Here is a 23,669-nt window from a genome sequence, read left to right as displayed (position 1 = left end):
CGATCCGCCGGCCGGGCCGCGTCGGCCAGACTTTCCGGCATGAACGCTCCCTCCACCACCGACAGCGCGCCGGCCGGCCGGTTCCGGGTCTGGCGCCGCCGCGTGCTCCTCGCCGTCGCCTGCCTCCCGCTCGCCGCCGCCAGCGTCCTGCACACGATGGGCCGCTCGGGCGACTTCGGCCTGCTGGGCCGCTGGTACGTGCTCACCGGGCTGACTGTCGTCTCGCTCCTGGCCTGGCTGCTCCTCGAGAAGGCGATCGCCCGGACCACCCCCGCCGCGCCGGAGGACTGAGGGCCGCCCGCTGACCGGGCGGGCTGGCAGGATGGCCGGCATGACGTACCACGTACGGCCGCTCGGGCCGGCGGATCGGCAGCTCGCGTGGCACCTCGGCAGCCTCGCCTTCGGCTACGCCGAACAGCCCGTTCCCGAGGGCTGGACCCCGGACTCGCCGGGCCGGCGCGTGCTCGGCGTCTTCGACCCGGCCGGGCGGCTGGTGGCCAAGGCCGACGATCGCGAGCAGGGCCAGTGGTTCGGCGGCCGGATCGTGCCGGTCAGCGGCATCGCCGGTGTGTCGACCGCACCCGAGCTGCGCGGGCGTGGCCTGGCCCGGCTGGTGCTGACCCGGCTGCTGGAAGGCGCCCGGGAGCGGGGCGCGGTGATCAGCACCCTGTTCGACACCACGCCGGCGCCGTACCGGGCCCTCGGGTGGGAAGAGGTCGGCGCGCTGGTTCACCACCGGGTGCCGGCCCGGGTGCTGGCCGAGATCGGGCCTGATGCCACGACCACGTTGCGACCGGCGACCGAGGCCGACCTCCCCGCCGTGTCCGAGATCTACCGCGAGGTGGCGCGGGCCGGCAGCGGGCTGATGGAGCGGTCCGGTCCGGCCTTCGGGGCGACCCCGGCGCAGGTGCTGGCCGCGTACCACGGCTTCACCGTCGCCGTGGACGACACCGGCACGATCGCCGGGTACGCCAGCTGGAACCGTGGCCCCGGCTACGACGCGAACGGCCGGCTCACGGTGGACGACCTGATCGGACGGACGCCGGAGGCGACACGCACGCTGCTGGCCATGCTCGGCGCCTGGGCCAGCGTCGCGCCCACCGTGCTGATCCGGCTGGGCGCCGCCGATCCGGTCTGGTCGCTGGTGGCGCGGGGTGATGCCAAGCCCGAGTCGGCCCGGCCGTGGATGCTGCGGGTCGTCGACGCCCCTGGCGCGGTCGCCGCCCGGGGCTGGCCGCGGCACCTGACCGGCGAGGTCGACCTCGAGCTGTCCGACGACGTCTGCCCGTGGCATCAGGGCCGCCACCGGCTGGTGCTCGCCGGCGGGAACGGCCGGTTGGAGCCGGGCGGCGAGGGCACGGTCCGGCTGGCGCCGCGCGGCCTGGCCGCCTGGTACGCGGGCGCGGGCACCCCGCAGCAACTGCGCCGCAGCGGCTTCCTGACCGGCGGGGACGCCGGCACCGACGAGCTGCTGCGCGCCGCGACCGCCGGCCCGGCGCCGACCCTGCACGACTACTTCTAGCGCTCTTCCCAGGCCTGGGCAGAAGTCATAGGCTTCGATGGCGTACGACGCCGAGGAGGGGTCATGAAGCGCTTGCTCACGTACCTGGTGGCCATGGTGGTGGCGGTGGGGCTGGCCGGTCCGGCGGCCGCGACGGCGTCGGCGCACCCCCGGTTCACCGCGCTGGTCTTCTCCAAGACCGCGGCCTTCCGGCACGACTCGATCCCGGCCGGGGTGGCCGCCATCCGGCAGCTCGGCGCCGAGCACAACTTCACCGTCGACGCCACCGAGGACGCGTCGGCGTTCACCGACGCCAACCTGGCCCGGTACGACGTCGTGGTGTGGCTCAGCACCACCGGTGACGTGCTGAACGACCAGCAGCAGGCGGCCTTCAAGCGCTACATCCGTGCCGGCGGCGGCTACGCGGGCGTCCACGCCGCCTCGGACACCGAGTACGACTGGCCCTGGTACGGCCGGCTGGTCGGCGCGTACTTCCGTGACCACCCGGGCTCGGTCAACGCCCAGTTCCAGGTCGCGACCGTGAACGTTCTCGGCCGGGACACCCCGGCCACCCGGCCGCTGCCGCGCTACTGGGACCGGGAGGAGGAGTGGTACAACTTCCGCACCAACCCCCGGCACACCGTGCGCGTCCTGGCCGAGGTGGACGAGCGGACGTACGACCCCCGGGGTTACAGCGTTCCCGGCGGCTCGCCCGGCATGGGCCCGCACCACCCGGTCTCCTGGTGCCAGCCGTTCGACGGCGGTCGCGCCTTCTACACCGCGATGGGCCACAAGAGCGAGTACTACTCCGACCCGCTGCTGCTGGCCCACCTCTACGGCGGCATCCGGATGGCAGCCGGCGTGACCCCCTTCAACTGCGGCACCGAGAACTAACCCAAACGCTCATCGCGTTTTGTGCGTTTGCGCTGGTCAGTGGTGGCGCGCGATAGTCGCAGGATGCCGACCATCAGACGTGTCGTCGCCGTTGTCGCCGCCGCTGCCGTCGTCCTTGGACTGTCGGGCGCCGGGGCCGAGGCGAGAGGCCGGACGACGCTGTACGTGTCCCCTCACGGATCCGACACCGCCGACGGGACGGCTCGTCATCCGCTGCGTACCCCGCAGCTCGCCGTTGATCGTCTCGGCCGTCCCGGCGGCACCGTGCGGCTGCTGGGCGGCCGGTACGCCCGCCAGCGGATCGTCATCAAGGACCGCGCCCACCTCACGGTGCGGGCCGACGCCGGAGCGGTGCTCGACGGGGCGGGCCTGGCGCCGCTCGCCGGGCAGAGCGGCATGGTCGAGATCCGCGACAGCTCCGACGTGACCGTCTCGGGCCTGACCGTGACCGGCTACCGCACCAGCCTGCTCACGGCGGTGCCGATCGGCATCCTGGTGATCGGCTCGGGTCACGCGATCCGGCTCAGCGGCAACCACGTGCACCATCTCGGCAACGACAACGGCACCCTGGGCAGCTTCGACATGAACGCGCACGGCATCGCCGTGTTCGGCACGAGCGCGGCCCGGTCGCTCTCCGACGTGAGCATCACCGGCAACGAGCTCGACCATCTCGTTCTCGGCGCCAGCGAGACGCTGGTGCTGAACGGGAACGTCGACGGCTGGTCGGTGACCCACAACGTCATCCACGACAACAACAACATCGGCATCGACGCGATCGGGTTCGAGTCGACCATCGGCGGGGCGGCCCGGTTCACCGAGGTCAACCGGGCCCGGAACGGGCTGATCGCGGGCAACCGGGTGTCCCGCATCATCAGCGAGGGCAACCCGGCCTATTGGGACGACGGCTCCTGGTGCAACTGCGCCGACGGCATCTACGTCGACGGCGGCGCCGCCATCACCATCACCGGCAACCGGGTGGACGCCTCGGACATCGGCATCGAGGTCGCGTCGGAATGGCGTCAGGGCCGTACGAACGACATCACGGTCAAGGACAACACCGTGACCGGCAGCCGCTACACCGGCCTGGCCATCGGCGGCTACGACCAGGACCGCGGCGAGGCGTACGACGTGACCGTCACCGGCAACCTCCTGCGCGGCAACAACACCCTGAACGACGGGTCGCCCGAGATGCTCCTGCAGTACTACGTGCACGACACCACGATCAGGCACAACACCGTCATCGCGACGAACCCGGACCAGGCCGTGCTCCTCTTCCGGAACGCTCCGGCCGGCGGCGCCGCCAAGAACGCCCGCGTGGTGCTGAACGACAACACCTACCGGGGACGGGTGCCGGCCGGCCAGGAGTCCTACTTCTGGAACGGCGCCGAGCAGCGGGGGCTCCGGGCCTACCAGGCCGTCAGCGGCCAGGACACCAGAAGCACCTACCACCGCTGATCATTGACAACGTTGAATAACGGGGGCGAGGATGGCAACGTTGTCAACGTTGGGAGTCCACGTGCGCCTACGTTCACATCGGCTCGTGTTCGCGGGGGCCGTCCTCAGCGCGACCCTGATGGTGCTGACCGCGCCGGCGTCGGCCGCGCCGGGCCACCGCGAACCCGGCCGGTCGGCACAGACCGCCCGCGCGCTGGCCGCCTATTCGGCCCTCGACCGATACTTCGGCACCGCTGACGGCTCCGGGCTCTACCGCGAGCAGTACCCGGTCGAGGCCGGCGACAACCCGTACTCCTACGAGTGGCCGTACTCCCAGGTCCACATCGCCGCGCTCGACCTCACCGTGGCGAACCCGCGCGGTGAGCGTGCCTACGCCGCGCGGGCCAAGGCCCAGGAACGGTACTGGAACGCCACCGGCGGCACGACCGGCCTGCCCGGCTACGACTCGTACCCGGTCGCGCCCTACGGCGCCGGCGGCGACATGTTCTACGACGACAACGAATGGGTCGGCCTGGCCAAGATCCAGCGCTACCTGCAGACCGGTGACGCCGCGGCGCTGAAGCGCGCGAAGGAGATCTTCACCCTGGTCGAGTCCGGCTGGGACACCGACACCAGCCACGCCGCTCCCGGCGGGGTGTTCTGGACCCAGGCCACCTGGAGCAACGACCGGAACACGGTGTCGAACATGCCGGGCGCCCAGCTCGGAATCCGGCTCTACCAGATCACCGGCAAGCGCCACTACCTCGACTCCGCGCTCCGGTTCTACCACTGGACCAACACCTATCTGCAGAGCCCCAGCGGCCTCTACTGGGACCACCTCGACCTCGACGGCACGCTGGAGAAGACCATCTGGTCGTACAACCAGGGCGTGCCGGTCGGCGTGAACGTCCTGCTCTACCAGGTGACCCACGACCGCACCTACCTGCGGCGGGCGCAGCGGATCGCCGACGCGGCCTACACCTACTACGTCACCCAGGGCCGCCTGCACCGCCAGCCGATCTTCTTCAACTCGATCTACTTCAAAAACCTGCTGCTGCTCGAATCGGTGACCGGCGGCCGGAAAAATCGGCAGGCGATGGCCCGGTACGCCGACCAGGTGTGGGCCACCAACCGCGATCCCGCCACCGGTCTTGTGCACTTCAACGCCGACGGCGGCACCGAGGCGATCCAGCAGGCGGCGCTCGTCCAGATCTACGCGGTGCTGGCCTGGCCGCCGGCCCGATGGCCGACCCTCTACTGACGACGGCTTCACGATCAAGAGCGTGAGGTCGTAGCCGAGCGGGTGGCTCAGACCGTCGCTCCCGCCGAGGGTCGGCTCGCTCCGCTACGCCTCCGCGTCCGTGCGTGGTCACCCTCTTTCACAGTGTCGACAACGCCCGCGCGAGCGCCTGCCGGCCTGACCTGGGCCACGCACGGGCGGCCGGCCCGGACGCCATGCCGATGGTCGCCGCCGTCGACGCACGCCGTAGGGAGCGAGCCGTACCTACTATGAGGGTCATGACCGATCAGACGAACGCCGACCAGCTCCGTCAGGAACTCGCCGACATCGACACGCAGCTCGTGGAACTACGCCGGCTGGATGAGGACGCCGAGGCCCGCCGCAGCTCGGACGGAACCCGGTCGGAGGGGGTCGTGGAGCCCGAGGAGCTGGCCACCGACCTCACCGGCATCGCCGAGAACGAGGCGGTGATCGACGTTCTCACCCAGCGCCGCGAGAGCATCGAGGCGAAGCTCCGCGACCTCGGCTGACGATCAGCCCACCGGCACCGGCGGCGCCGGCACCTCGGGTTTCGTGCCCGGCCGCCACCAGTTCCATCGTCCGAGCAGCGACATCGTCGCCGGCAGGAGCAGGCCGCGCACCACCGTGACGTCCAGCAGGACCGCCACGGCCATGCCGACGCCGATCTCCTTCACCGCGACCAGGTCGCCGAGGACGAAGCCGAGGAAGACGATGCCGATGGCCAGGGCGGCCGCGGTGACCACCGGGCCGGTGGCGGTGATCCCGGCCAGGACGGCGCGGTCGCTGGCCGCCCGGTCGGTCGCCGTCCGCCGGTCCCATTCCTCCTTGATGCGGGCCAGCAGGAACACCTCGTAGTCCATCGACAGGCCGAACGCGAAGACGAACAGCAGCAGCGGCGTGGTCAGGTCGAGCGCGCCCCACGGCTCGAAGCCCAGCACGCCGGCGCCCCAGCCCCACTGGAAGACCGCGACCAGCACCCCCATGGTGGCCAGCAGGGTGAGGATGTTCATCACGATGGCCTTGACCGGCACGACCACCGAGCGCGTGAGGGCGAACAGCAGCGCCCCGGTGGCCAGGACGATGATCAGCAGGGCGACGGGCAGGCGGTCGGCCACCGACCGCTTCTCGTCGACCAGCTCGGCGGCCGGGCCGGTCACCAGCACGGGAGCGGGCGCGTCGAGGGCCCGGAGGTCGGCCACCAGCCCCTGGGCCTGCTCGCCGTCGGCCGGGCCGCGCGGCACCACGTCGGCGACGCTCACCCCGGGCGGCAGCTGGTCCCGTTCGAACACGTCGGAGACGCCCGGCATCCGCTTGATGGTCTCGTACAGCTCCCCGAGCTGGGCCGGGTCGGCCTCGATGACCACGGTCAGCGGCGCCTTGGGCGGGTCGGCGAACCGGCCGTGCACCGCCTCGTACGTCTGCCGCGCCTCGCTGCTCCGCGGCAGCGCGCGGACGTCCGAGTTGGCGAACTCCACGAAGAACAGCGGGGTGCTCAGCGCCAGCAGGCCGGCCGCCGCGGCCAGGGCCACCAGGGCGGGCCGGCGCTGGGCGAACGAGGCCTGACGTTTCAGCAGGCCGAAGCCCCGGCCCCGGCCGGTCGCCGGGATGCGGCGGTGCGAGACCGCGACCAACGCCGGTACGAGCGTCAGCCCGGTCGCCGTGGCCAGGGCGACGACCAGCGCCCCGCCCAGCGCCATCGCGGCCAGCAGCGGGTCGCCGAAGGCGAACAGCCCGACCAGCGCCGCGGTGACGGCCGAGCCGGACACCAGCACCGCCCGGCCGGCGGTGCCCACCGTCCGGGCCATCAGCTCGACCAGCGGCGCGTCCGGGTCGGCGGCCCGTTCCTCCCGGAACCGGGCGATCATCAGCAGGCTGTAGTCGACCGCCAGCCCGATGCCGAGCAGGGTGACCACGTTGACCGTGTACTCGCTGACCGGCAGCAGGCGGGCCAGCCCGGTCAGCGTGAGCAGCGTGGCGGTGACCGCGCCGACCGCCGCGGCCAGCGGCAGCAGCCCCGCCACCAGGCCGCCCAGGACCACGATCAGCAGCAGCGCCACGCAGACCAGCGCCACGGTCTCGCCCAGGGCCGCGTCCCGGACGGCCTGGTCGGCGAACTCCCGTTCGGCCAGCAGCTCGCCGCCGATCAGGATCTCCGGGGCGTCGATGCGGAGCAGGGCGGCGCTGACCTGGTCGGCGACCCGCAACGCGTCGTCGTCGCTCAGGCCCGGGTCGAGCTCGACCGTGATCAGGGAGCTGCGGTTGTCGGTGGAGATCTCCCGGAACGGTGTGGTGTAGGCGTCCTGGACCTCGGCGACCCCGGGGTAGTCGCGGATCTCGTACGAGATCTGGGTGACGCTGTTGATCAGCGCGATGGCGCCGACGTCACGCCCGGAGATCACGGCGACCAGCCGGTCCCCTTCGGGCGACACCTTGTCCACGCGTTCCTGCGCCACCGTGGCCGGCGCTCCGGCGGGCAGCGGGTCGATCGACTGTGTGCGGTCGTAGATGGAGCCGCCGAACACGCCGCCGGCCACCGCGACCACCGCCCACACGGCGATGACGACGAAGCGGCGAAGGTAGACGGTGCGACCCAGCGCGGTGAGCATGACGGCCTCCTGACCGGCGTCAGAGGGACAGCCGCGGGCCATGCAATCACCACCGGCCCGCGCCGCGCAACTACCGTCCGGCCATCGAGCGGAATCTCTCGGTCGGCGGCCTACCAGAGCGCCGCCGGTGGCAGGCCGTGCCCGCCACCGGCCGGGGCTCGATGGCCCTCATGCGTCACGCGTAGAGCCACCACTGCTGATACTCGTTGATGCCGCACTCGCCCAGCCGGGGGGCGACGGTGGTGGCGGCCTCGAGGCACAGCCTGCTCCGCATGTGCTGGACCGCGCCGGTCGCCGGGTAGTAGTACCACTGCTGGTAGTCGGTGCCGTTGCAGTCGCCCGGCCGGACGCCGACGCTCGGGGCGGCCTCCACGCAGAAGCCGTTCGAGTTCGCCAGCGAGTCCCACGTCCCGTCGTCGAACAGGAACTGCTGGTAGGAGTTGGTGGCGGAACAGGTGCCGAGCCGGATGCCGACCGAGATGCTGCCCTCCAGGCATTTGGTGGTCTTGATGTGCTGAAGGTGGTACCAGGCCAGGACCTGGACGGGCTTGGACGCCGCCGAGGCGGGCGAGTTCGCGATCGTGAAGAACCCCGTGAGTGCGATCATGACGGCAACCAGAACGGCAGTCACTCTCTTCGATGTCATGGCGGGATTCTCGCATCGAGACTCATCAAAGTCCACAGTGGAACAACGGCGGCCGGTGGCCCGCTATGGAGAAGTGAGTCAGATGTTCGGTACGACATCGTCGACGTGGGTCGACGGCGGCCGGCCGGAGATCGGCCGGCCCTGTCGCCTCAAGGTGGCGGTGCGCGCCGAAGCCGGCCGGCCGGCGGCTTGGGCGAGCTGCTACTTCTGCCCGGTTTGTAGGTGTATGTGGCTATAAGGAAGGCCAAATTGCCGGGAGCATGGCCAATGACCAGCACGAACGACGCCGCCGGACGAGGATGCGAAAAGGGACTCTGATCAGGAAGGGCGTCGGGATGGGTATCGCGGGGGCGTTCGACAACCGTTCGCTGCGGGTGAAGATGAGTGCGGCGATGCTGGCGGCGATCATCAGCGGCCTGATCGTCGGCGCGGTAGCGATCTACACCGTACAGCGGCTCAACCGGGACGCCGAGACGGCGCAACGGCAGACCATCGCCGTCGAGAGCGCGGTGGGATCGTTCAGCAAGAACGTCGAGGCGTTCAGCGGCGGCATCTCGGCGGCACAGCTGTATCCCACCATCGCCTCCGAGATCAACAAGGGGCTGGCCGCCAATCGTCAGGCCATCACGGACGCCCTGACCCAGCTGCGCGCCGCGCTCAGCGCCGACTCGGAGGGCGCGCAGACCGTGGCCAAGGCCGAGAAGGACTGGCAGGCGTTCGTCACGTTCATCACCACCGGCCCCGTGCCGTCCCCGTCGCAGGACATGAACGCGCTGCTCCAGCAGTACAACGCCGTGTACGGGGCGCTGACCGCCGATCAGACCGCCCTGCAGCAGCGGGCCGGCGAGCTGGCCCAGGACAGCATCGACGCCGCCGAGGGGCGGGCGCGCAACGCGATGTGGATCATCGGCGTGCTGCTCGCCGCCGGCATCCTGGTCAGCTCCCTGATCGGGCTGCGCGTGATGAACAACGTCCGCCGGGCGGTCCAGGGGGTCGGCCGCCTGGCCGAGGGCCTCACCCGCGGCGACCTGACCCTTACCTCCGGCGTGACCACCACCGACGAGGTGGGCCGGATGGCCGCGTCCCTCGACCAGGCCATCTCCCGGCTGCGCGCCGACGTGGTCCAGCTGGCCGGCACCGCCGGCACCCTGCAGACCGCCGCCGGGCAGCTCACCGCGGTGTCCGGGGCGGTCGACGCGGCCGCGTCCGAGGCGTCGTCGCAGGCCGGGTCGGTGGCCGACGCGGCCAAGGTGGTGTCCGACAACCTGCACGTGGTGTCCACCGGCTCCACCGAGGTCGACTCGTCGATCCGGGAGATCTCGGTGTCCACCAGCGAGGCCTCCGAGGTCGCGGCCAAGGCGGTCGAGGTGGCGACCGCGACGAACACCATCGTCTCCCGGCTGGGGGAGTCGTCCAGCGAGATCGCCACCGTGGTCAAGGTGATCACCTCGATCGCCGAACAGACCAACCTGCTCGCGCTCAACGCCACCATCGAGGCCGCTCGCGCCGGCGAGGCCGGCAAGGGTTTCGCCGTGGTCGCCGGCGAGGTCAAGGACCTCGCTCAGGAGACCGCCAAGGCGACCGAGGACATCTCCCGGCGGGTGCAGACCATCCAGGCCGACACCGATGGCGCGGTCACCGCGATCGGCGAGATCTCGGCCATCATCGAGCGCATCAACGGCATCCAGCTCACCATCGCCTCCGCCGTCGAGGAACAGACCGCCACCACCCAGGAGATGAACCGCACCCTGTCCGAGGCGGCCAGCGGCGCCGGCGACATCGCCGCGGGCATCACCGGCGTCTCCCAGGCCGCCCGGCGGACCACCGAGACCGTCGGCGACACCCGCAGCGCCGCCGACAACCTCGCCACCACCGCCGGCCAGCTGCAGACCCTGGTCTCCCGCTTCACCTACTAGCTACTTCTTCGGGCGGGGCGCGTTGGCCGGGCCGCGGACCTCGACCCCGGTGCTGGGGTCCAGCGAGCAGTGCGCGGCGGTGTTCAGCTCGGTGGCGGGCGACGTGTCGAGCCCGTTGCGGTACGCCGTGTCGTCGTAGCCGCTGAGGCACGGCGGCGGGTTGAAGAAGGTGGTGACCAGGCCCATCTCGATGCCGTCCGGGGTGACGGCGGTCGAACCGGCCGCGGTCACCGCCGGCAGCGTCACCAGCGCCTGCTCCAGACCGTCGCGGCGGATCAGCACGATGTCCGAGGTGGTCAGCAGGTTGCTCAGCAGCACGCCGAGGCCCGGATCGGTGTCCTCCAGCAGCCCGCTCACCTGGTCGGCGGCGCCGGGGGCGGCAAGGATGAGCCGCCGCAGGTCGGGGTCGGAGCTCTCCAGCTGCGCGTTGAGCAGGTTGAGGTCCCGGCTGAACGAGCGCAGCGCGTCACTCGAGTCCTGCTGGGTCCGGAGCACCACCCGGCCGTTGTCGAGCAGCTGGGTGGTGGGGCCGAGGTTGTCCGTCGCGGCCCGGGTCAGGTCCCCGCCGGTGTCCAGCAGGATCTGCAGGTTCGGCCCCTGGCCGGCCAGGGCCAGGTCGAGCTCGTCGACCACGGTGCGCAGCGAGTCCTTGGGCACCGAGGCGGCCAGGCCGTCGACCGAGGTGAGCAGGGTGGTGACCGGCAGCGGAAGGCGGGTGTCGGCGCGCTTGATGAGCGATCCGGCGGCCAGGTACGGTCCGCCGTCGCTCTTCGGGCGCAGGTCGACGTACTGCTCGCCGACCGCCGACCGGTTGGCCACCACGGCCTGGACCGCGGCCGGGATGCGCGGCGCGGAATCGTCGATCTTGAGGTCGGCCTCGATGCCGCCGGCGGTCAGCCGCATGGCGCCGACCCGCCCGATCGCCACCCCGCGGTAGGTCACCTCCGCGTTGGTGAAGATGCCGCCGGCCTCGCCCAGCTCCAGCTGGACCACGTAGTAGCCGCTGTGCCCGACGAATCGGCCCAGGTCGGCGTACCGCAGCCCGATGAACCCGACCACGAGCGCGCCGAGGACGACGAACAGGACGATCTTGAGTTTCGCGCCGAGCGTGAGCATCAGCCGTCACCTCCGGCTTCCGGGGAGGCCTCCGGCGGCGCCGGGGGGTCCGATGGCGCCGGAGGGCTGGAAGGGGGAGCTTCCGATGGAGACGCGGGAGGTGGGCCGGTCGGGGAAGGAGACGTCGAGGTGGACGGCGGCGGGGTCGAACTGACGGCGGGCAGCGGAAGCGGCGGAGGGCTGGCGCCGGGCGAGGGCCGGGTCGAGGCCGGCGTACGACGCGCCTGGGCCTTCTTCGCCGCCATGGCGAGGACGTCGCCGGGGGTCAGCGGCGGGATCACGGTGGTGCCGGGCGCGGCCACCAGCGACAGGTACGCGTTGAGGTAGTCACCCTTGATCGCGTCGAGGGCGGCGTCGGTGAACGGGTAGGTCAGCAGGATCTGCAGCGCCTGCGGGAGGGTCTGCCCGGCGTTGCTGAGCTGCCGCAGCACCGGCTCAAGCAGCTTCAGGTCGGCCACCACGTCGGCCTGGCTCCGCTCGATGGTGTCCACCGCCGTACGGGACAGCGAGTCGAGCGACTGCAACATCGTGACCAGCTCGCCGCGCTGCTGTTCCAGCACCCGCAGCCCGGGGGAGAGGTCGTCCAGGATGGTGCCGATCTGCCGATCCCGCTGGGCCAGCGTGCCCGCGAACCGGTTGAGCCCGTCGATCGCGGCGGTGATGTCCTTGCGATGAGCGTCCAGGTTGGACATCAGCGTGTCGATGTTGGTCAGCAGCGCCCGGATCTCGGGCTCGTTGCCGTCCAGCGCGTCGTTCAGCTCCACGGTGATGGTGCGCAGCTGGGCGATCCCGCCCCCGTTGAGCAGCATGGAGAGGGCGCCGAGGACCTCCTCCACCTCCGGGTTGCGGTTCGTGCGGGACAACGGGATCTCGGCGCCGTCGCTCAGCGTCCCGGCGCCCGATCCGTCGGCCGGGCCGGCCAGCTGAACGTACTTCTCGCCGAGCAGGCTGGACTGGTGCAGGCGGGCCACGGCGTTGGCCGGCAGGTGGACCGATCCGTTGACCTCCATGGTCACCCGCGCGGTCCAGCTCCCGTCCGGCAGCTCGATCTTCGACACCCGGCCGACCGGCACGTTGTTCACCCGGACCGCCGCGTGCGGAACCAGATCCAGGACGTCGGCGAAGTCGGCGACCACGCGGTACGGGTGATCGCCGAGGTCGGCGCCGCCGGGCAGCGGCAGGTCGGCGGCGCCGGAGAAGGAGCAGCCGGAGAGCAGCGCCAGAACGACCGGGAGAACCAGCAGGCGGCGCATCAGCGGCCTCCCACCGCGGGCAGCGGCAGGGGCGTGAGCTCCCTCAGATTCCCCCGGCCCTCGAAGGACCCGGTCTCCGGGTTGTACGCCCCGGCCACGTTGGTGAGCGCCAGCGGGGCCACGTCCAGCGCCTCCTCGAGCGAGGCGCGCTGCCGGAGCAGGGTCTCGGTGATCGAGGCCAGCTTGTCCACGTTGGACCTCAGCCGCCCCCGGTTGTCCCGGATGAAGTCGCGCACCTGGATCAGGGCGGTGGCCAGCTCGCGGAGCGCGGCGGCCAGTTCCTGCCGGTCGTCGGCGAGGAACCCGGCCACGTCGCGGAGCTGGGTCTCCGCCTTGGCCACCTGGTCGTCGCTGTCCCGCAGCATGGCCGTGAAGCGCTCGAGGTTGGCGATGGTGTCGAACAGGTCGGCCTGGGAGCCCGACAGCGTGCGCGTGGCCTTGCCGAGCTCGGCGATGCTGGTGCCCATCGCCCGGCCGTTGCCGTCCAGGTTGGCGGCGCCGGTGTCCAGCAGGTCGGACAGGGCGCCGGTGCGGTTGGCGCCGTCCGGTCCCAGGGCCGTGGCCAGCCGGTTGAGGCTCTCGTAGAGCTGGTCGAGCTCGACCGGCGTGGCGGTGCGGCCGACCGGGATCACGCCGTCGTCGGCCATCTTCTTCCCGCCGGTGTAGGGCGGGCTGAGCTGCACGTACCGGTCGCTGACGACGCTGGGGGCGACGACCGCGGCCAGGGCGCCGGCCGGCACGTCGACCCCGCGGTCGATGGTGATTCCCACCCGTACCCGCGTGCCCTGCGGTTCGACCGACGTGATGGTGCCGACCGGTACGCCGAGCACCCGGACGTCCGAGCCGGCGTAGACGCCGACGGCCTCACCGAAGTAGGCGACGATGTGCTTGAGGCCGACGTCGCGGATCACCAGCCAGACCATGGAGCCGGCGAAGACGACCGAGATCGCGACGAGGGCGGCGAGGAGCCGGACGGTCCGCCGATCCGATGCCGGGTAGTGGTGGCTCATCGGGTGCTCCCCGTCCTCGGTGGCAGGCATCCGCTGGGCGGCGCGGTGCCGGGCGCCTGGTACGAGACGGGCACCAGGCCGCACAGGTACGCGTCGAACCAGCGGCCGTTGCCGATGGAGTTACCGACTAGTCGGTAATAAGGGCCGGCCAGCGCGAGCGCCCGGGTGAGGTTGTCCTGGTTGCGCTGGAGCACGTCGGTGACCCGGTCGAGCGCAGCCAGCGCCGGCCCCAGCGTCGCGGTGTTGTCGGCGACCAGCCCCGAGATCTGCGCGGCCAGTTGCCGGGTGCCGGTCAGCAGCGCGGCGATCGCGTCACGCCGCCGCTGGACCTCGGCCAGCAGCAGGTTGCCGTCGGCCAGCAGCGCCTGGAACCGCGTGTTGTCGTCGGCCAGCCGCCCGGTGATCTGCCTGGTCGCGGTGAGCAGCTCGGCCAGCTGGGTGTCCCGGGAGGAGATGGTGCGGGACAGGTCGGACAGTCCCCGCAACGCCCCCTTGACCGAGTCGGGCGTGTTGCGGAAGGTCTGCGACATCGCCTCGAAGCTGCGGGCCAGCGCGTCGGTGTCGATCTGATCCACGGTGTCGGACAGCTGGCCGAACGCCTCGGTGACGTCGTACGGCGACGTCGTCCGGGCGGCCGGGATGGTGGTCCGCGGGTTCTGTGCCGCGCCGCCGAGCGGGTCGAGGGCGAGGAACTTCTCGCCGAGCAGGGTCTTGATCCGGATGGCCGCGGTGCTGGCGTCGCCGACCCAGGTGTCCTTGACCCGGAAGCCGACGCGCACCAGACCGCCGTGCAGGGCCACGCGCGTCACCTTGCCCACCTTCACCCCGGCGACCCGCACCTCGTTGCCGGTGTGCAGGCCGGCCGCCTCGGTGAAATCAGCCGTGTACGTGGTGCCGCCGCCGACGATCGGCAGGTTCTCGGCGTTGAACGCGAGGAATGCGAGCGTGGCGGCCAGCGCGATGCCGAGCACACCGGCGAGCATGGGACGGCGGCCGGTCATCGGCACCTCGCCTCGGTCACCGGCAGCCCGGTCGGCGGTGGGAACCCGTCCGTGGCGGCGACCCCGCTGACCGTCGCCGAGCAGAGGTAGAAGTTCAGCCAGGAGCCGTACGACGCGACCCGCCCGATGTTCTCCATCTTCACCGGCAGGGTCTGCAGGAACGTGTCCAGCTCGGGTCCCTCCGACAGGTTGGCCGACACCTGGCCGAGCGCGACGATGTCCTGGCGCAGCGGCTCCCGGCCGTCCTTCAGCAGGCCGGCCGTGCTGGTGGTCAGGTCGCCGATCGCGTCGATCGCCTCGCCGATCGGTTTGCGGTCGCGGGCCAGCCCGGAGACCAGCTCCTGCAGGGTGGCGACCAGGGTGGAGAGCTTGTCGCCGCGCCCGTTGACGGTCTTCAGGACGGCGTTGAGGTTGTCGATGACCCGGCCGATCACCTCGTCCTTGGCGGCCAGGGTGGAGGTCAGCGAGGCCGTGTGGGCCAGCAGGCTCTCCACCGTGGTGTCCTCGCCCTGCAGCACCTGGACGACCTCGTTGGCCAGCTGGTTGACGTCTTCGGGGGCCAGCGCCTGGAACAGCGGCTGGAACCCGTTGAACAGCGCGGTGAGGTCGAGCGCCGGCGTGGTGCGCCCGAGCGGGATGGTCTGCCCGGGGGTCAGGGTCCGGCCGACCGGGCCCACGCCCTGGGCCAGCGTGATGTAGCGCTGCCCGACCAGGTTGCGGTACTTGATGGTGGCGGTCACCGAGGCCGGCAGGGTACGCGCGGCGTCGACGGTGAACCGCACCTCGGCCACCCGGCGGTCGACCACCCGGATGCCGGTCACCTGGCCCACCCGTACCCCGGCGATCCGGATGTCGTCGCCGTCGGACAGGCCGGTCACGTCGGTGAACTGGGCGCGGTAGGTCTGTGTCTCGCCGACGCCGGTGTTGGCGATGCTCAGGCCGAGCACGGCGGTGGTGAACACGGTGATGACGGCGAACAAGGTGCCCTTGATCGCCGGGCCGGCGATGCTCCTGGTCATGGGGTCAGCGTCACCTCCCGGCCGCGGAAGATCGGGCCGACCAGCAGGCTGCTCCAGGACGGCAGCGACCGTGGCGGCACGCCGATCGACGCGGCCATCAGCTCGTTCAGGTACTCACTCTCCGGCGGGGCGTTGGCCAGGCCGTACGGTGTCGGGTAGCAGGCGGGCCCGTCCTTGTCCTGGTAGACGGGGTCGTCCTTCCCGGGCAGGTACGCCCCGCGGGACGGGGAGACGTGCAGCTTCACGCGCAGGCCCGGCTGCGTCGTACCCTTGCCGAGGGCTTTGTCCATGTCGGACGCCGTGTCGGTGAGCTGTTGCAGGACACACGGGAACTCCGGCGCGTACTTGGCCAGCACGGCCAGCGACGGCCGGCTGTCGGCCGACAACCGTACGATGGTGTCCTTGTTGGTCAGCAGGAACGTGTTCACGTCACCTCCGGTCGTGGTCACCGAGGCGTACAGCGCGCGCAGGTTGTTCTGCTGCTCGGCCAGGGTCCGGCTGGTGACGCTCAGATGGGTCAGCGCGTCGGTCAGGTCGGGCGCCGCGTCGGCGTAGCTGTTCACCACCTCGACCAGCCGGGTGATGTTCTCGTTGAGCGCCGGCAACGACGGTTCCAGCTCGGTGAGGTACGCGTTGAGCTCGCGCAGCGTCGTCCCGAGCTGGGCGCCCCGGCCGTCCAGGGCCTGGGCGATGGCGGTCAGCGTGACCGACAACTTCTGCGGCTGCACCGCCTGCAGCAGGGGCAGCAGGTTCGCGAGGACCCGCTCCAGCTCGATGGCGTTGGCCGACCGGTCCTGCGGGATGACCGCGTGCTCGGCCAGCCGGGCCGGGCCGGGGCGGCTCGGCAGGACCAGGGCGACGTACCGCTCGCCGAACAGGGTGGTCGGCAGCAGCTGAACCTTGACGTCGGCCGGCAGCAGCGGGAACTGGTCGGGCCGCAGCGCCAGGTCGAGCCGGGCGCCGTCGCCGGTCGACGAGATCCGGCGGACCTGGCCGACCACGATGCCGCGGGCCTTCACCTCGGCGCCGGGGTGGATGTTGTTGCCGGCGCTGTCGGTCTCCACCACGACCATCGCCGCCGGGGTGAACCGTCCCTGGTAGCGGGCGACGACCAGCCACACCAGCAGCACGATGACCGCGAGGAAGGCGAATCCGGCCAGGCGCCGGCTCATTGTGGTCATCAGCCGGCCACCTTCACCGTCGTGGTGGCGCCCCAGATGGCCAGGCTGAGCAGGAAGTCGGTCAGGCTGATGAGCACGATGGCACTGCGGACGGCGCGCCCCACGGCCACGCCGACGCCGGCCGGGCCGCCGCTCGCCCGGTAGCCGTAGTAGCAGTGCGTCAGGATGACCAGGACGCTGAAGACGAGCACCTTGGCGACCGACCACAGCACGTCCTGGGCCGGCAGGAACAGCGCGAAGTAGTGGTCGTAGGTGCCGGCCGACTGCCCGTTGAACACGATGGTCGTGAACCGGGAGGCGGCGTACGAGCTGATCAGGCCCATGCCGTACAGCGGGATGATGGCGACGAACCCGGCCACCACCCGGGTGGTGACCAGGTAGGGCAGGCTGGGGATGCCCATCACCTCGAGCGCGTCCACCTCCTCGGAGATGCGCATCGCGCCGAGCTGGGCGGTGAAGCCGGCGCCGACCGTGGCCGACAGGGCCAGGCCGGCCACCAGGGGCGCGATCTCCCGGGTGTTGAAGTAGGCCGAGATGAAGCCGGTGAAGGCCGAGGTGCCGATCTGGTTCATCGCGGCGTACCCCTGGAGCCCGACGACCGTGCCGGTGAACATGGTCATCGCGATCATCACGCCGACCGTGCCGCCGATGACGCCCAGGCCGCCGCTGCCGAAGGCGACCTCGGACAGCAGGCGCAGGATCTCCCGCGAGTAGCGGTACAGCGCGCGGGGCACCCACAGCGCGACGCGGACGTAGAAGGCCAGCGAGTCGCCCAGGGTGTCCACCGGGGACAGCGCCCGGTCCCACCTCACCTCAGGCCCCCTTCGGCGGTACGACCCGCAGGTAGATGGCCGTGATCACCAGGTTGACGAAGAACAGCAGCAGGAAGGCCAGGACGACGGACTGGTTCACCGCGTCGCCCACCCCCTTGGGGCCGCCCTTGGAGCTGAGCCCGCGGTTGGCCGCGACCACCCCGGCGATGAAGCCGAAGATGAGCGCCTTGAGCTCGCTGATCCACAGGTCGGGCAGGTGGGCCAGGGCGGAGAAGCTGGCCAGGTACGCCCCGGGAGTGCCGTTCTGCATGACCACGTTGAAGAAGTAGCCGCCGGCCACGCCGACCGTGGAGACCAGCCCGTTGAGCAGCACGGCCACGCCCATCGCGGCCCAGACCCGCGGCACGACCAGGCGCTGGACCGGCGAGATGCCCATCACCTCCATCGCGTCCATCTCCTCCCGGATGGTGCGGGCGCCCAGGTCGGCGCAGATGGCCGAGCCGCCCGCGCCGGCCACGAGCAGCGCGGTGACCAGCGGGCTGGCCTGCTGGACGATGGCCAGCACGCTGGCCGCGCCGGTGAACGACTCGGCGCCCAGCTGCCGGGTCAGCGAGCCGACCTGGAGGGCGATGACCGCGCCGAACGGGATCGAGACCAGCGCGGCCGGCAGGATCGTCACGCTGGCGATGAACCAGAACTGCTCGACCGTCTCGCGAATCTGCGGCCGGGTGCTGAACGACATCCGGGCCACCTGGGCCGCGAGCGTGAACACCCGGCCGGTGTCAGCCAGAACGTTCATGCGGTGTCCTTCTCCTCGGACATGCCGATCGGCCCGTGGCGCCGGCCACCGAGGAACTGCTCCACCGCCGGTTCGCCGCTGGTGAGCAGGACCTCGCGCGGTCCGAAGGCGACCAGCTCCCGCCGGTAGAGCATGCCGATGTTGTGCGAGACGGTGCGCGCCATGTCGATGTTGTGGGTGACGATCAGCATGGTCGCCGCGATCTGGGCGTTGAGGTCGATCAGGAGCTGGGAGAGGTACGCCGTACGCACCGGATCCAGCCCCGAATCGGGTTCGTCGCACAGGACGAACTCGGGGTCGAGGACCAGCGCCCGGGCCAGGCCGGCACGTTTGCGCATGCCACCGGAGATCTGACCGGGCAGCTTGGACTCGGCGCCGCTCAGGCCGACCATCGCCATCTTCTCCTCGACGATGGACCGGACCTCCCGCTCGTTGCGGCGAGTGTGCTCGCGCAGCGGGAAGGCGATGTTGTCGAACAGGGTCATCGAGCCGAACAGCGCGCCGTCCTGGAACATCACGCCCATCAGCCGTCGGCTGCGGTAGAGCTGGCGTTCCCGGCAGGAGACGATGTCGACGCCGTTCACCACGACCCGGCCGCGGTCGGGACGGACCAGGCCGACGAGGGTCTTGAGGAAGACGGTCTTGCCGGTGCCGGACGGGCCCAGCATGACCGAGATCTCGCCGGCCGGAAGGGTCAGCGAGACGTCCCGCCACACCGTGTGCCCGCCGAAGGACTTGGTCAGACCGTCGGCCTGCACTTCGATGCCCATCGAATGTCCCTTCATCGCTCCGGCACCGGGATCTGGGGCGGGCAGCCGTTGGCGCCGCTGATGTCGGGGGAGCAGAGGTTCCCCTGGATCATCTTCGTGTAGTTGCCCGGACCGGACACCGACGCCGTGAACAGGGGGGTCAGGTCTTCACCGTCGTCGCCCACGCAGTCGGTGAACGGGGGGATGTCGGTGGTGCCGATGAGCGGACCGCCGCGGGCGACGGTGTATCCGGCGGGCGGGATGGTGGAGTTGTCGCCCGATCCGGAGAGGTGGAGGTTGTCCTCCTCCGGATCGAGGGTGTGACACACGCCGGTGTTCATCGGCACGCCGTTGACCTTGACGTCGGTGAGCTGGATCGTGACCTTGCCGGACAGCGTGGTCGAGATCAGGGTGTGCCGGCCGTTCGCCTGCGTCGTCTCCGCCGTGCCGCTGATCGGGCCGAGCTCCCGGAGGTGCATCTTCGCGCTGACCGGCATGAAGCCGAAGGTCAGCAGCGTCTGGGCGGCCGGCGGGAACTCCCCTTCCGCCATGTCGGGGGTGATGCCGTTGGGTTCCAGCATGAACTTGTACTCGGTCAGGGTGTGCCGCACACCGCCGCGGATGACGCAGAGCGGGAGCGAGATCGTCGACGGCACGCAGAAGCTCCGGTTGGCCACGATGACGACGCTGACCAGACCCGGGTCGGGGACGCCGAGCAGGACCGCGCCGTTCAGCTTGTTCACGTTGGCGTAGCCGACCACGAACGCGCAGCCCAGCTGCTGGAGCTCGCCCGGTATGTGGAAGGCGCTGCAGGCCGGCGGGATGCCCGGCTCGGCTCGCGGCGCCGCTCCCGGCACCCGGCGGCTCTCCTCGACAGCCGCCGGCGCGGCCGAGCTCAGCGCGCCGGTCGCGGCGATCAGCACCGCGACCGCGGCTGTCCGGGTGAGCCAGCGCCCCGGTCGCCGCAGCGACCGGGGCGTGGGGATTCTTCTCATGAGCACTACGGCGAGGTGATCTGCAGACCGGAGTCGAGGACGTACGGCGTGTCGTTGCCGAACGGGTCCTCGGCGTCGGCGGTGGCGTAGTACGCGCCGATGTCGCCGTTGTTCACCTCACCGAGGCAGCCGCGGACGTTGTTGATGGTCAGCGGCCCGTCCGGCAGCGTGACGTCGCCGCCGGCGCCGGTGCCGTACTCCGGCGCGACGTCCGGGGTGACGTTGAGCGAGTGGGTCGCGTTGTCGTAGTAGATCGGAGCGTCGCCCGAGACGGTGAACGAGCAGGCCGGCATCGAGACGTTGACGTTCTTGATGTGGATGTAGCCGTCCCCGTTGGCCGGGGTGACGCCGTCGGACTTCACGCCCGGGTAGTTCTGGATGACGATCTCGTACGGCGTGTCCGTCGCGATCGAGGTCACCGACCCGAGCAGGCTGGTGCAGCCGCCGGCGGTGTTGAACAGCAGGCTCGAGATGCCGGTGGCCTGCGTGGACGGCAAAGGCTGGCCGGACTGGTCGGGCAGCGCGCCGGTGCCCTGCGAACCGTAGTTCTGGCCTCCGCCGGCCGTACAGGTCAGCGTGACACCGGAGTTGAGGTCCAGGAACGAGCTGTGCGACGTGACGGCGGTGTACGCGCCGTCCGGCGATGTGCTGGTGATGCTGATCGTGGCGTCGTCCGCGGCGTGGGCCGAGCCGGCGCCGGCCAGCACGGCCGCGCTGGTCGCGGCGGCGCACGAGAACATGACGCGGGTGACGCGGTTGCGGATTCTCATCTTGCCTCCTCAGTGGGGGGATGCACTGTGGCTCAGCCGACGACGGCCGGGCCGAGGGTCAGGGAGAGGGTGTTGCCCGAGCCGGGGATGGTCAGGTTGATCAGCCCGGTGTTGAGCAGGCAGTGCTGGAACGGCGGGATGGTGTACGTCCCGGTGACAACGCCACCGCGAAGCACACTGAACCCGGGCTGCGAGGTCAGCGGAACCTCGGCCGGCTCCCTGGTCTGGCAGCGGCTGCCGACCGGTGCGGGCAGGCCGGCGATGGTGAGCCGGGTCAGCCGCATGGTGATGTGCGAGGTGGTCCGCAGCTGGCCGGTGTTGAGGTCGAGCTGCCCGGTGGTCGGCTCGGCCTCGGTGAGCTCGACCGTCGCGGTCACCGGGATGAAGCCGAGCTCCTTGAACTCGCCGGTCGCCGCGGGCAGGGAGACCTCGGCGGCGAGCGCGCCGCTGTCCAGGTTGACGGTCGCGTGCAGGCTGCCCGGACCGAGCGGCAGGTCGGAGTCGTTGGATGCGATGTGGCTGACGCCGTTGATCGGGTAGGTGGCACTGAGTTCGGCCGCGGCGGAGGCTGGTGAGGCGCTGACGCCGAGGGCCGAGGCGGCCATGGCCGCGACGAGGAGAACACTTGCTTTCCGTACGCGCATTGGCACTCTCCTGTGGAAAGGCCCCCGGCTGAACGGCCGCTGGGCCTGGCTTTCCGAGCCCGCCCGGCGCCGTAGGCAGGACTTCGGATCGATGGCCGTCAGTGGCTCGGAGGCGGCCTCGGCGGTAGGTTACTGGCGGGTTACATAGGGCCACAAGCGGTCATGTCAATGAATTGTGTCGGCGCCGGCCCGGCCTCGATTTCTTGTCATCTGCCGCGCGATGTCGACCCGCGAGTTGTCACAACTCGCGCAATCCAGGGACTTGAGCCAAGCCGGTCGAGATGGACTATGTTCGATGCCTACGTCGAGCCGGCCGCAGGGTGTCAAGGAGGGGCAGACGTCGATGACCCGTCCGTTGCAGGTCGACAGCCAGGCCGCGAGGAACGGCCGGTTGAAGCCGGCCGAGATGTTCCCCCGCCAGATGGCCGTGATCATGCGGGCCGAGCTCCCGAGCCTGGCCGGCGAGGTGATCGCCGAGATCCGCGAGACCATCCCCGAGTACGCCCGCCCGATGGACGGCCCCTACGGCCAGACCCTGCGGCTGGGCGTCGAGCACGCGCTCGAGTCCTTCGTCGACCAGGTCGCCGACCCGTCCGCCCCGCACCAGGGCTGGGACTGGGTGTTCCGGCGGCTCGGCCGGTACGAGGCCAACGAGGACCGCAGCCTGGACAGCCTCCAGGCGGCCTACCGGGTCGGCGCCCGGGTGGCCTGGCAGCGCGCGGTGAAGGTGGGCCGGCGGGAGAGCCTCCCGTCGGCGATCATGTTCCAGCTCGCCGACGCGCTGTTCGCCTACATCGACCAGCTGGCCGCGCTGTCGGTCGAGGGGTACGTGGAGGCGAAGGCGCGCTCGGCCGACGCGCTGAACCAGTGGCGCCGCCGGCTGCTGCGGCTGATCCTGGAGTCTCCGCCGGCCCCCGTCAGCGCCGTGAAAGACCTGGCCAACCTGGCCGGCTGGACCGTGCCGGACGAGGTGACCATGATCGCGGTGGGCCTGGGCAGCCCCGAGGCGACGCCGCCGCTGGACGACGTGTTGTCCGATCTCGACGCCGTCGAGCCCTACCTGCTGGTGCCCGGGCGGCTCTCGGCCGACCGCCGGGCCGGCCTGATCGCGGAGTTCCCCGGCAGCCGCCTGGCCGTCGGCCCGACCGTGCGGCTGAGCGCGGCGTCCGACTCGCTGCGCTGGGCCCGGCAGGCGCTCGCGCTGGCCGAGTCGGGCGCGATCGACGCCGAGCCGGCCATCCTGTGCGAGGACCATCTCTGCGAGATGCTGCTGTTCTCCGACCGGGCGCTGGTCGAGCAGCTGGCCGGCCGCGAGTTCGCCGCCGTGCGTGACCTGACCGCCCACCGCCGCGACCGGCTGATCGAGACGCTCGAGGCCTGGCTGGAGGCGCGCGGCTCGGCCGCCAAGATCGCCGAACGGTTGCGGGTGCACCCACAGACCGTCCGCTACCGCATGCGTCAGCTCGAGCAGAGCCTGGGCGACCAGCTCGACGACCCCGACTCCCGGTTCGCCATGGAGCTGGTCCTGCGGGCCCGGCGCCTGCACGAGCGGGCCGACCGCGCCGCGAGTGGAGCCGTCCGATGACCTTCCTGCGCCGCCACCTGGTGTCTCTGGCCCTCGTCCTGGCCCTGATCGCCGCCGGGGCCGCCGGCTGGACCGGCTGGTCCTGGTGGTCGGCCACGCATGACGACTCGCTGCGCTACTCGCACACCCGCGACGAGGTTCTGCGCAGCGCCGAGCAGGCGATCCAAAATCTCAACACCCTCGATTACCGTACGGCCGAGAGCGGTGTCGACCTCTGGGCCGAGTCCACCACCGGCGCCCTGCACGACCAGCTCAGCCAGGGCCGCCAGAACTTCCTCACCCAGATCAAGAAGGCGAAGACCGTCACCACGGCCAAGATCCTCGACGGCGCGGTGACCGAGCTGGACGATCGCGCCGGCAAGGCGAGCGTCATCGTGGCCATCGAGTTGACGGTGACCCCGGCGACCGGCCGGGCGACCACCAAACGGGAACGGTTGGCGGGCCAGCTCACCCGCACCGGAACGATCTGGAAGCTCAGCTCCATCGGACAGGTGCCGGTCTCCGCGGCCTGAGCCC

Annotated in this window: 23 protein-coding genes; 9 read left to right on the top strand and 14 right to left on the bottom strand. The window is 71.1% G+C overall.

Annotated features, from left to right (window positions below; genetic code table 11):
- Window positions 1-39: 39 nt before the first annotated feature.
- The 6 genes from AB0M54_RS23445 (at window position 40) to AB0M54_RS23420 (ending at window position 5,599) form a co-directional block, all read left to right on the top strand.
- On the top strand, window positions 40-291 hold the full coding sequence (locus AB0M54_RS23445) for a hypothetical protein (RefSeq protein WP_364326814.1): 252 nt from the start codon (window positions 40-42) through the stop codon (window positions 289-291).
- Between the two features lie 40 nt (window positions 292-331).
- On the top strand, window positions 332-1,522 hold the full coding sequence (locus tag AB0M54_RS23440; RefSeq protein ID WP_364473665.1) for a GNAT family N-acetyltransferase: 1,191 nt from the start codon (window positions 332-334) through the stop codon (window positions 1,520-1,522).
- A 63-nt stretch (window positions 1,523-1,585) separates the two neighbouring features.
- Window positions 1,586-2,395 (top strand): ThuA domain-containing protein, encoded by an 810-nt coding sequence (locus AB0M54_RS23435; protein ID WP_364473663.1) that lies wholly within the window; start codon window positions 1,586-1,588, stop codon window positions 2,393-2,395.
- A gap of 63 nt (window positions 2,396-2,458) precedes the next feature.
- The gene (locus tag AB0M54_RS23430; protein ID WP_364326823.1) at window positions 2,459-3,850 is read left to right on the top strand and encodes a hypothetical protein; all 1,392 of its coding nucleotides are present in this window, start codon (window positions 2,459-2,461) and stop codon (window positions 3,848-3,850) included.
- 61 nt (window positions 3,851-3,911) lie between these two features.
- Complete coding sequence (locus AB0M54_RS23425; protein ID WP_364473661.1) at window positions 3,912-5,090, top strand: glycoside hydrolase family 76 protein; 1,179 nt, start codon at window positions 3,912-3,914, stop codon at window positions 5,088-5,090.
- A 257-nt stretch (window positions 5,091-5,347) separates the two neighbouring features.
- Window positions 5,348-5,599 carry a hypothetical protein gene (locus AB0M54_RS23420; RefSeq protein ID WP_364326828.1) on the top strand — a complete coding sequence of 84 codons (252 nt, stop codon included), beginning with the start codon at window positions 5,348-5,350 and terminating at the stop codon, window positions 5,597-5,599.
- A 3-nt stretch (window positions 5,600-5,602) separates the two neighbouring features.
- On the opposite strand, the gene AB0M54_RS23415 is transcribed toward AB0M54_RS23420, so the two are convergent.
- Window positions 5,603-7,696 carry an MMPL family transporter gene (locus AB0M54_RS23415; RefSeq protein WP_364326830.1) on the bottom strand — a complete coding sequence of 698 codons (2,094 nt, stop codon included), beginning with the start codon at window positions 7,694-7,696 and terminating at the stop codon, window positions 5,603-5,605.
- Between the two features lie 175 nt (window positions 7,697-7,871).
- Entirely contained in the window at window positions 7,872-8,303 is a 432-nt protein-coding gene (locus AB0M54_RS23410) for a ricin-type beta-trefoil lectin domain protein (RefSeq protein WP_364326832.1), read from the bottom strand.
- 374 nt (window positions 8,304-8,677) lie between these two features.
- Here AB0M54_RS23410 and AB0M54_RS23405 point away from each other — a divergent pair, with 374 nt between their 5' ends.
- Window positions 8,678-10,258 carry a methyl-accepting chemotaxis protein gene (locus tag AB0M54_RS23405; RefSeq protein ID WP_364326834.1) on the top strand — a complete coding sequence of 527 codons (1,581 nt, stop codon included), beginning with the start codon at window positions 8,678-8,680 and terminating at the stop codon, window positions 10,256-10,258.
- Here AB0M54_RS23405 and AB0M54_RS23400 read toward each other — a convergent pair whose 3' ends face one another.
- The 12 genes from AB0M54_RS23400 to AB0M54_RS23345 are packed head-to-tail and all read right to left on the bottom strand — an operon-like array spanning window position 10,259 to window position 21,568.
- Window positions 10,259-11,374, bottom strand: a complete 1,116-nt coding sequence (locus tag AB0M54_RS23400; protein WP_364473659.1) for an MlaD family protein — start codon at window positions 11,372-11,374, stop codon at window positions 10,259-10,261.
- Window positions 11,374-12,627 carry an MCE family protein gene (locus tag AB0M54_RS23395; RefSeq protein WP_364473657.1) on the bottom strand — a complete coding sequence of 418 codons (1,254 nt, stop codon included), beginning with the start codon at window positions 12,625-12,627 and terminating at the stop codon, window positions 11,374-11,376. Before AB0M54_RS23395 ends, AB0M54_RS23400 begins: the two co-directional genes overlap by 1 nt.
- On the bottom strand, window positions 12,627-13,637 hold the full coding sequence (locus tag AB0M54_RS23390) for an MCE family protein (protein WP_364326843.1): 1,011 nt from the start codon (window positions 13,635-13,637) through the stop codon (window positions 12,627-12,629). The genes AB0M54_RS23395 and AB0M54_RS23390 overlap by 1 nt, the downstream gene beginning before the upstream one ends.
- A complete protein-coding gene (locus AB0M54_RS23385) occupies window positions 13,634-14,638 on the bottom strand; it encodes an MCE family protein (RefSeq protein ID WP_364473655.1) in 1,005 nt (334 codons plus the stop codon). Before AB0M54_RS23385 ends, AB0M54_RS23390 begins: the two co-directional genes overlap by 4 nt.
- Window positions 14,635-15,657, bottom strand: a complete 1,023-nt coding sequence (locus AB0M54_RS23380) for an MCE family protein (protein WP_364473653.1) — start codon at window positions 15,655-15,657, stop codon at window positions 14,635-14,637. Before AB0M54_RS23380 ends, AB0M54_RS23385 begins: the two co-directional genes overlap by 4 nt.
- Window positions 15,654-16,838, bottom strand: coding sequence for an MCE family protein (locus AB0M54_RS23375; protein ID WP_364473651.1), 1,185 nt, complete (start codon window positions 16,836-16,838; stop codon window positions 15,654-15,656). Before AB0M54_RS23375 ends, AB0M54_RS23380 begins: the two co-directional genes overlap by 4 nt.
- Complete coding sequence (locus AB0M54_RS23370) at window positions 16,838-17,632, bottom strand: ABC transporter permease (protein WP_364327290.1); 795 nt, start codon at window positions 17,630-17,632, stop codon at window positions 16,838-16,840. Before AB0M54_RS23370 ends, AB0M54_RS23375 begins: the two co-directional genes overlap by 1 nt.
- Window positions 17,633-17,651: 19 nt before the next feature.
- Complete coding sequence (locus AB0M54_RS23365) at window positions 17,652-18,410, bottom strand: ABC transporter permease (protein ID WP_364326855.1); 759 nt, start codon at window positions 18,408-18,410, stop codon at window positions 17,652-17,654.
- Entirely contained in the window at window positions 18,407-19,180 is a 774-nt protein-coding gene (locus tag AB0M54_RS23360; RefSeq protein WP_364326857.1) for an ABC transporter ATP-binding protein, read from the bottom strand. Before AB0M54_RS23360 ends, AB0M54_RS23365 begins: the two co-directional genes overlap by 4 nt.
- Window positions 19,181-19,191: 11 nt before the next feature.
- Window positions 19,192-20,154, bottom strand: coding sequence for a hypothetical protein (locus tag AB0M54_RS23355; RefSeq protein ID WP_364473649.1), 963 nt, complete (start codon window positions 20,152-20,154; stop codon window positions 19,192-19,194).
- Between the two features lie 5 nt (window positions 20,155-20,159).
- Entirely contained in the window at window positions 20,160-20,924 is a 765-nt protein-coding gene (locus AB0M54_RS23350; protein WP_364473647.1) for a hypothetical protein, read from the bottom strand.
- A gap of 32 nt (window positions 20,925-20,956) precedes the next feature.
- Entirely contained in the window at window positions 20,957-21,568 is a 612-nt protein-coding gene (locus AB0M54_RS23345) for a hypothetical protein (protein WP_364326866.1), read from the bottom strand.
- A 343-nt stretch (window positions 21,569-21,911) separates the two neighbouring features.
- Between AB0M54_RS23345 and AB0M54_RS23340 the strand changes: the two genes are divergently transcribed.
- Together AB0M54_RS23340 and AB0M54_RS23335 are read left to right on the top strand one after the other, a co-directional pair.
- Complete coding sequence (locus AB0M54_RS23340) at window positions 21,912-23,153, top strand: helix-turn-helix domain-containing protein (protein ID WP_364326869.1); 1,242 nt, start codon at window positions 21,912-21,914, stop codon at window positions 23,151-23,153.
- Window positions 23,150-23,665 carry a hypothetical protein gene (locus AB0M54_RS23335; protein ID WP_364473645.1) on the top strand — a complete coding sequence of 172 codons (516 nt, stop codon included), beginning with the start codon at window positions 23,150-23,152 and terminating at the stop codon, window positions 23,663-23,665. Before AB0M54_RS23340 ends, AB0M54_RS23335 begins: the two co-directional genes overlap by 4 nt.
- Window positions 23,666-23,669 lie beyond the last annotated feature (4 nt).

It is taken from the genome of Actinoplanes sp. NPDC051470, assembly GCF_040682035.1.
In the GTDB taxonomy this organism is placed as follows: Bacteria; Actinomycetota; Actinomycetes; order Mycobacteriales; family Micromonosporaceae; genus Actinoplanes.
The sequence above is the reverse complement of the archived record's forward strand: the minus strand, read 5'-3'. Positions and strand labels throughout refer to the sequence as shown.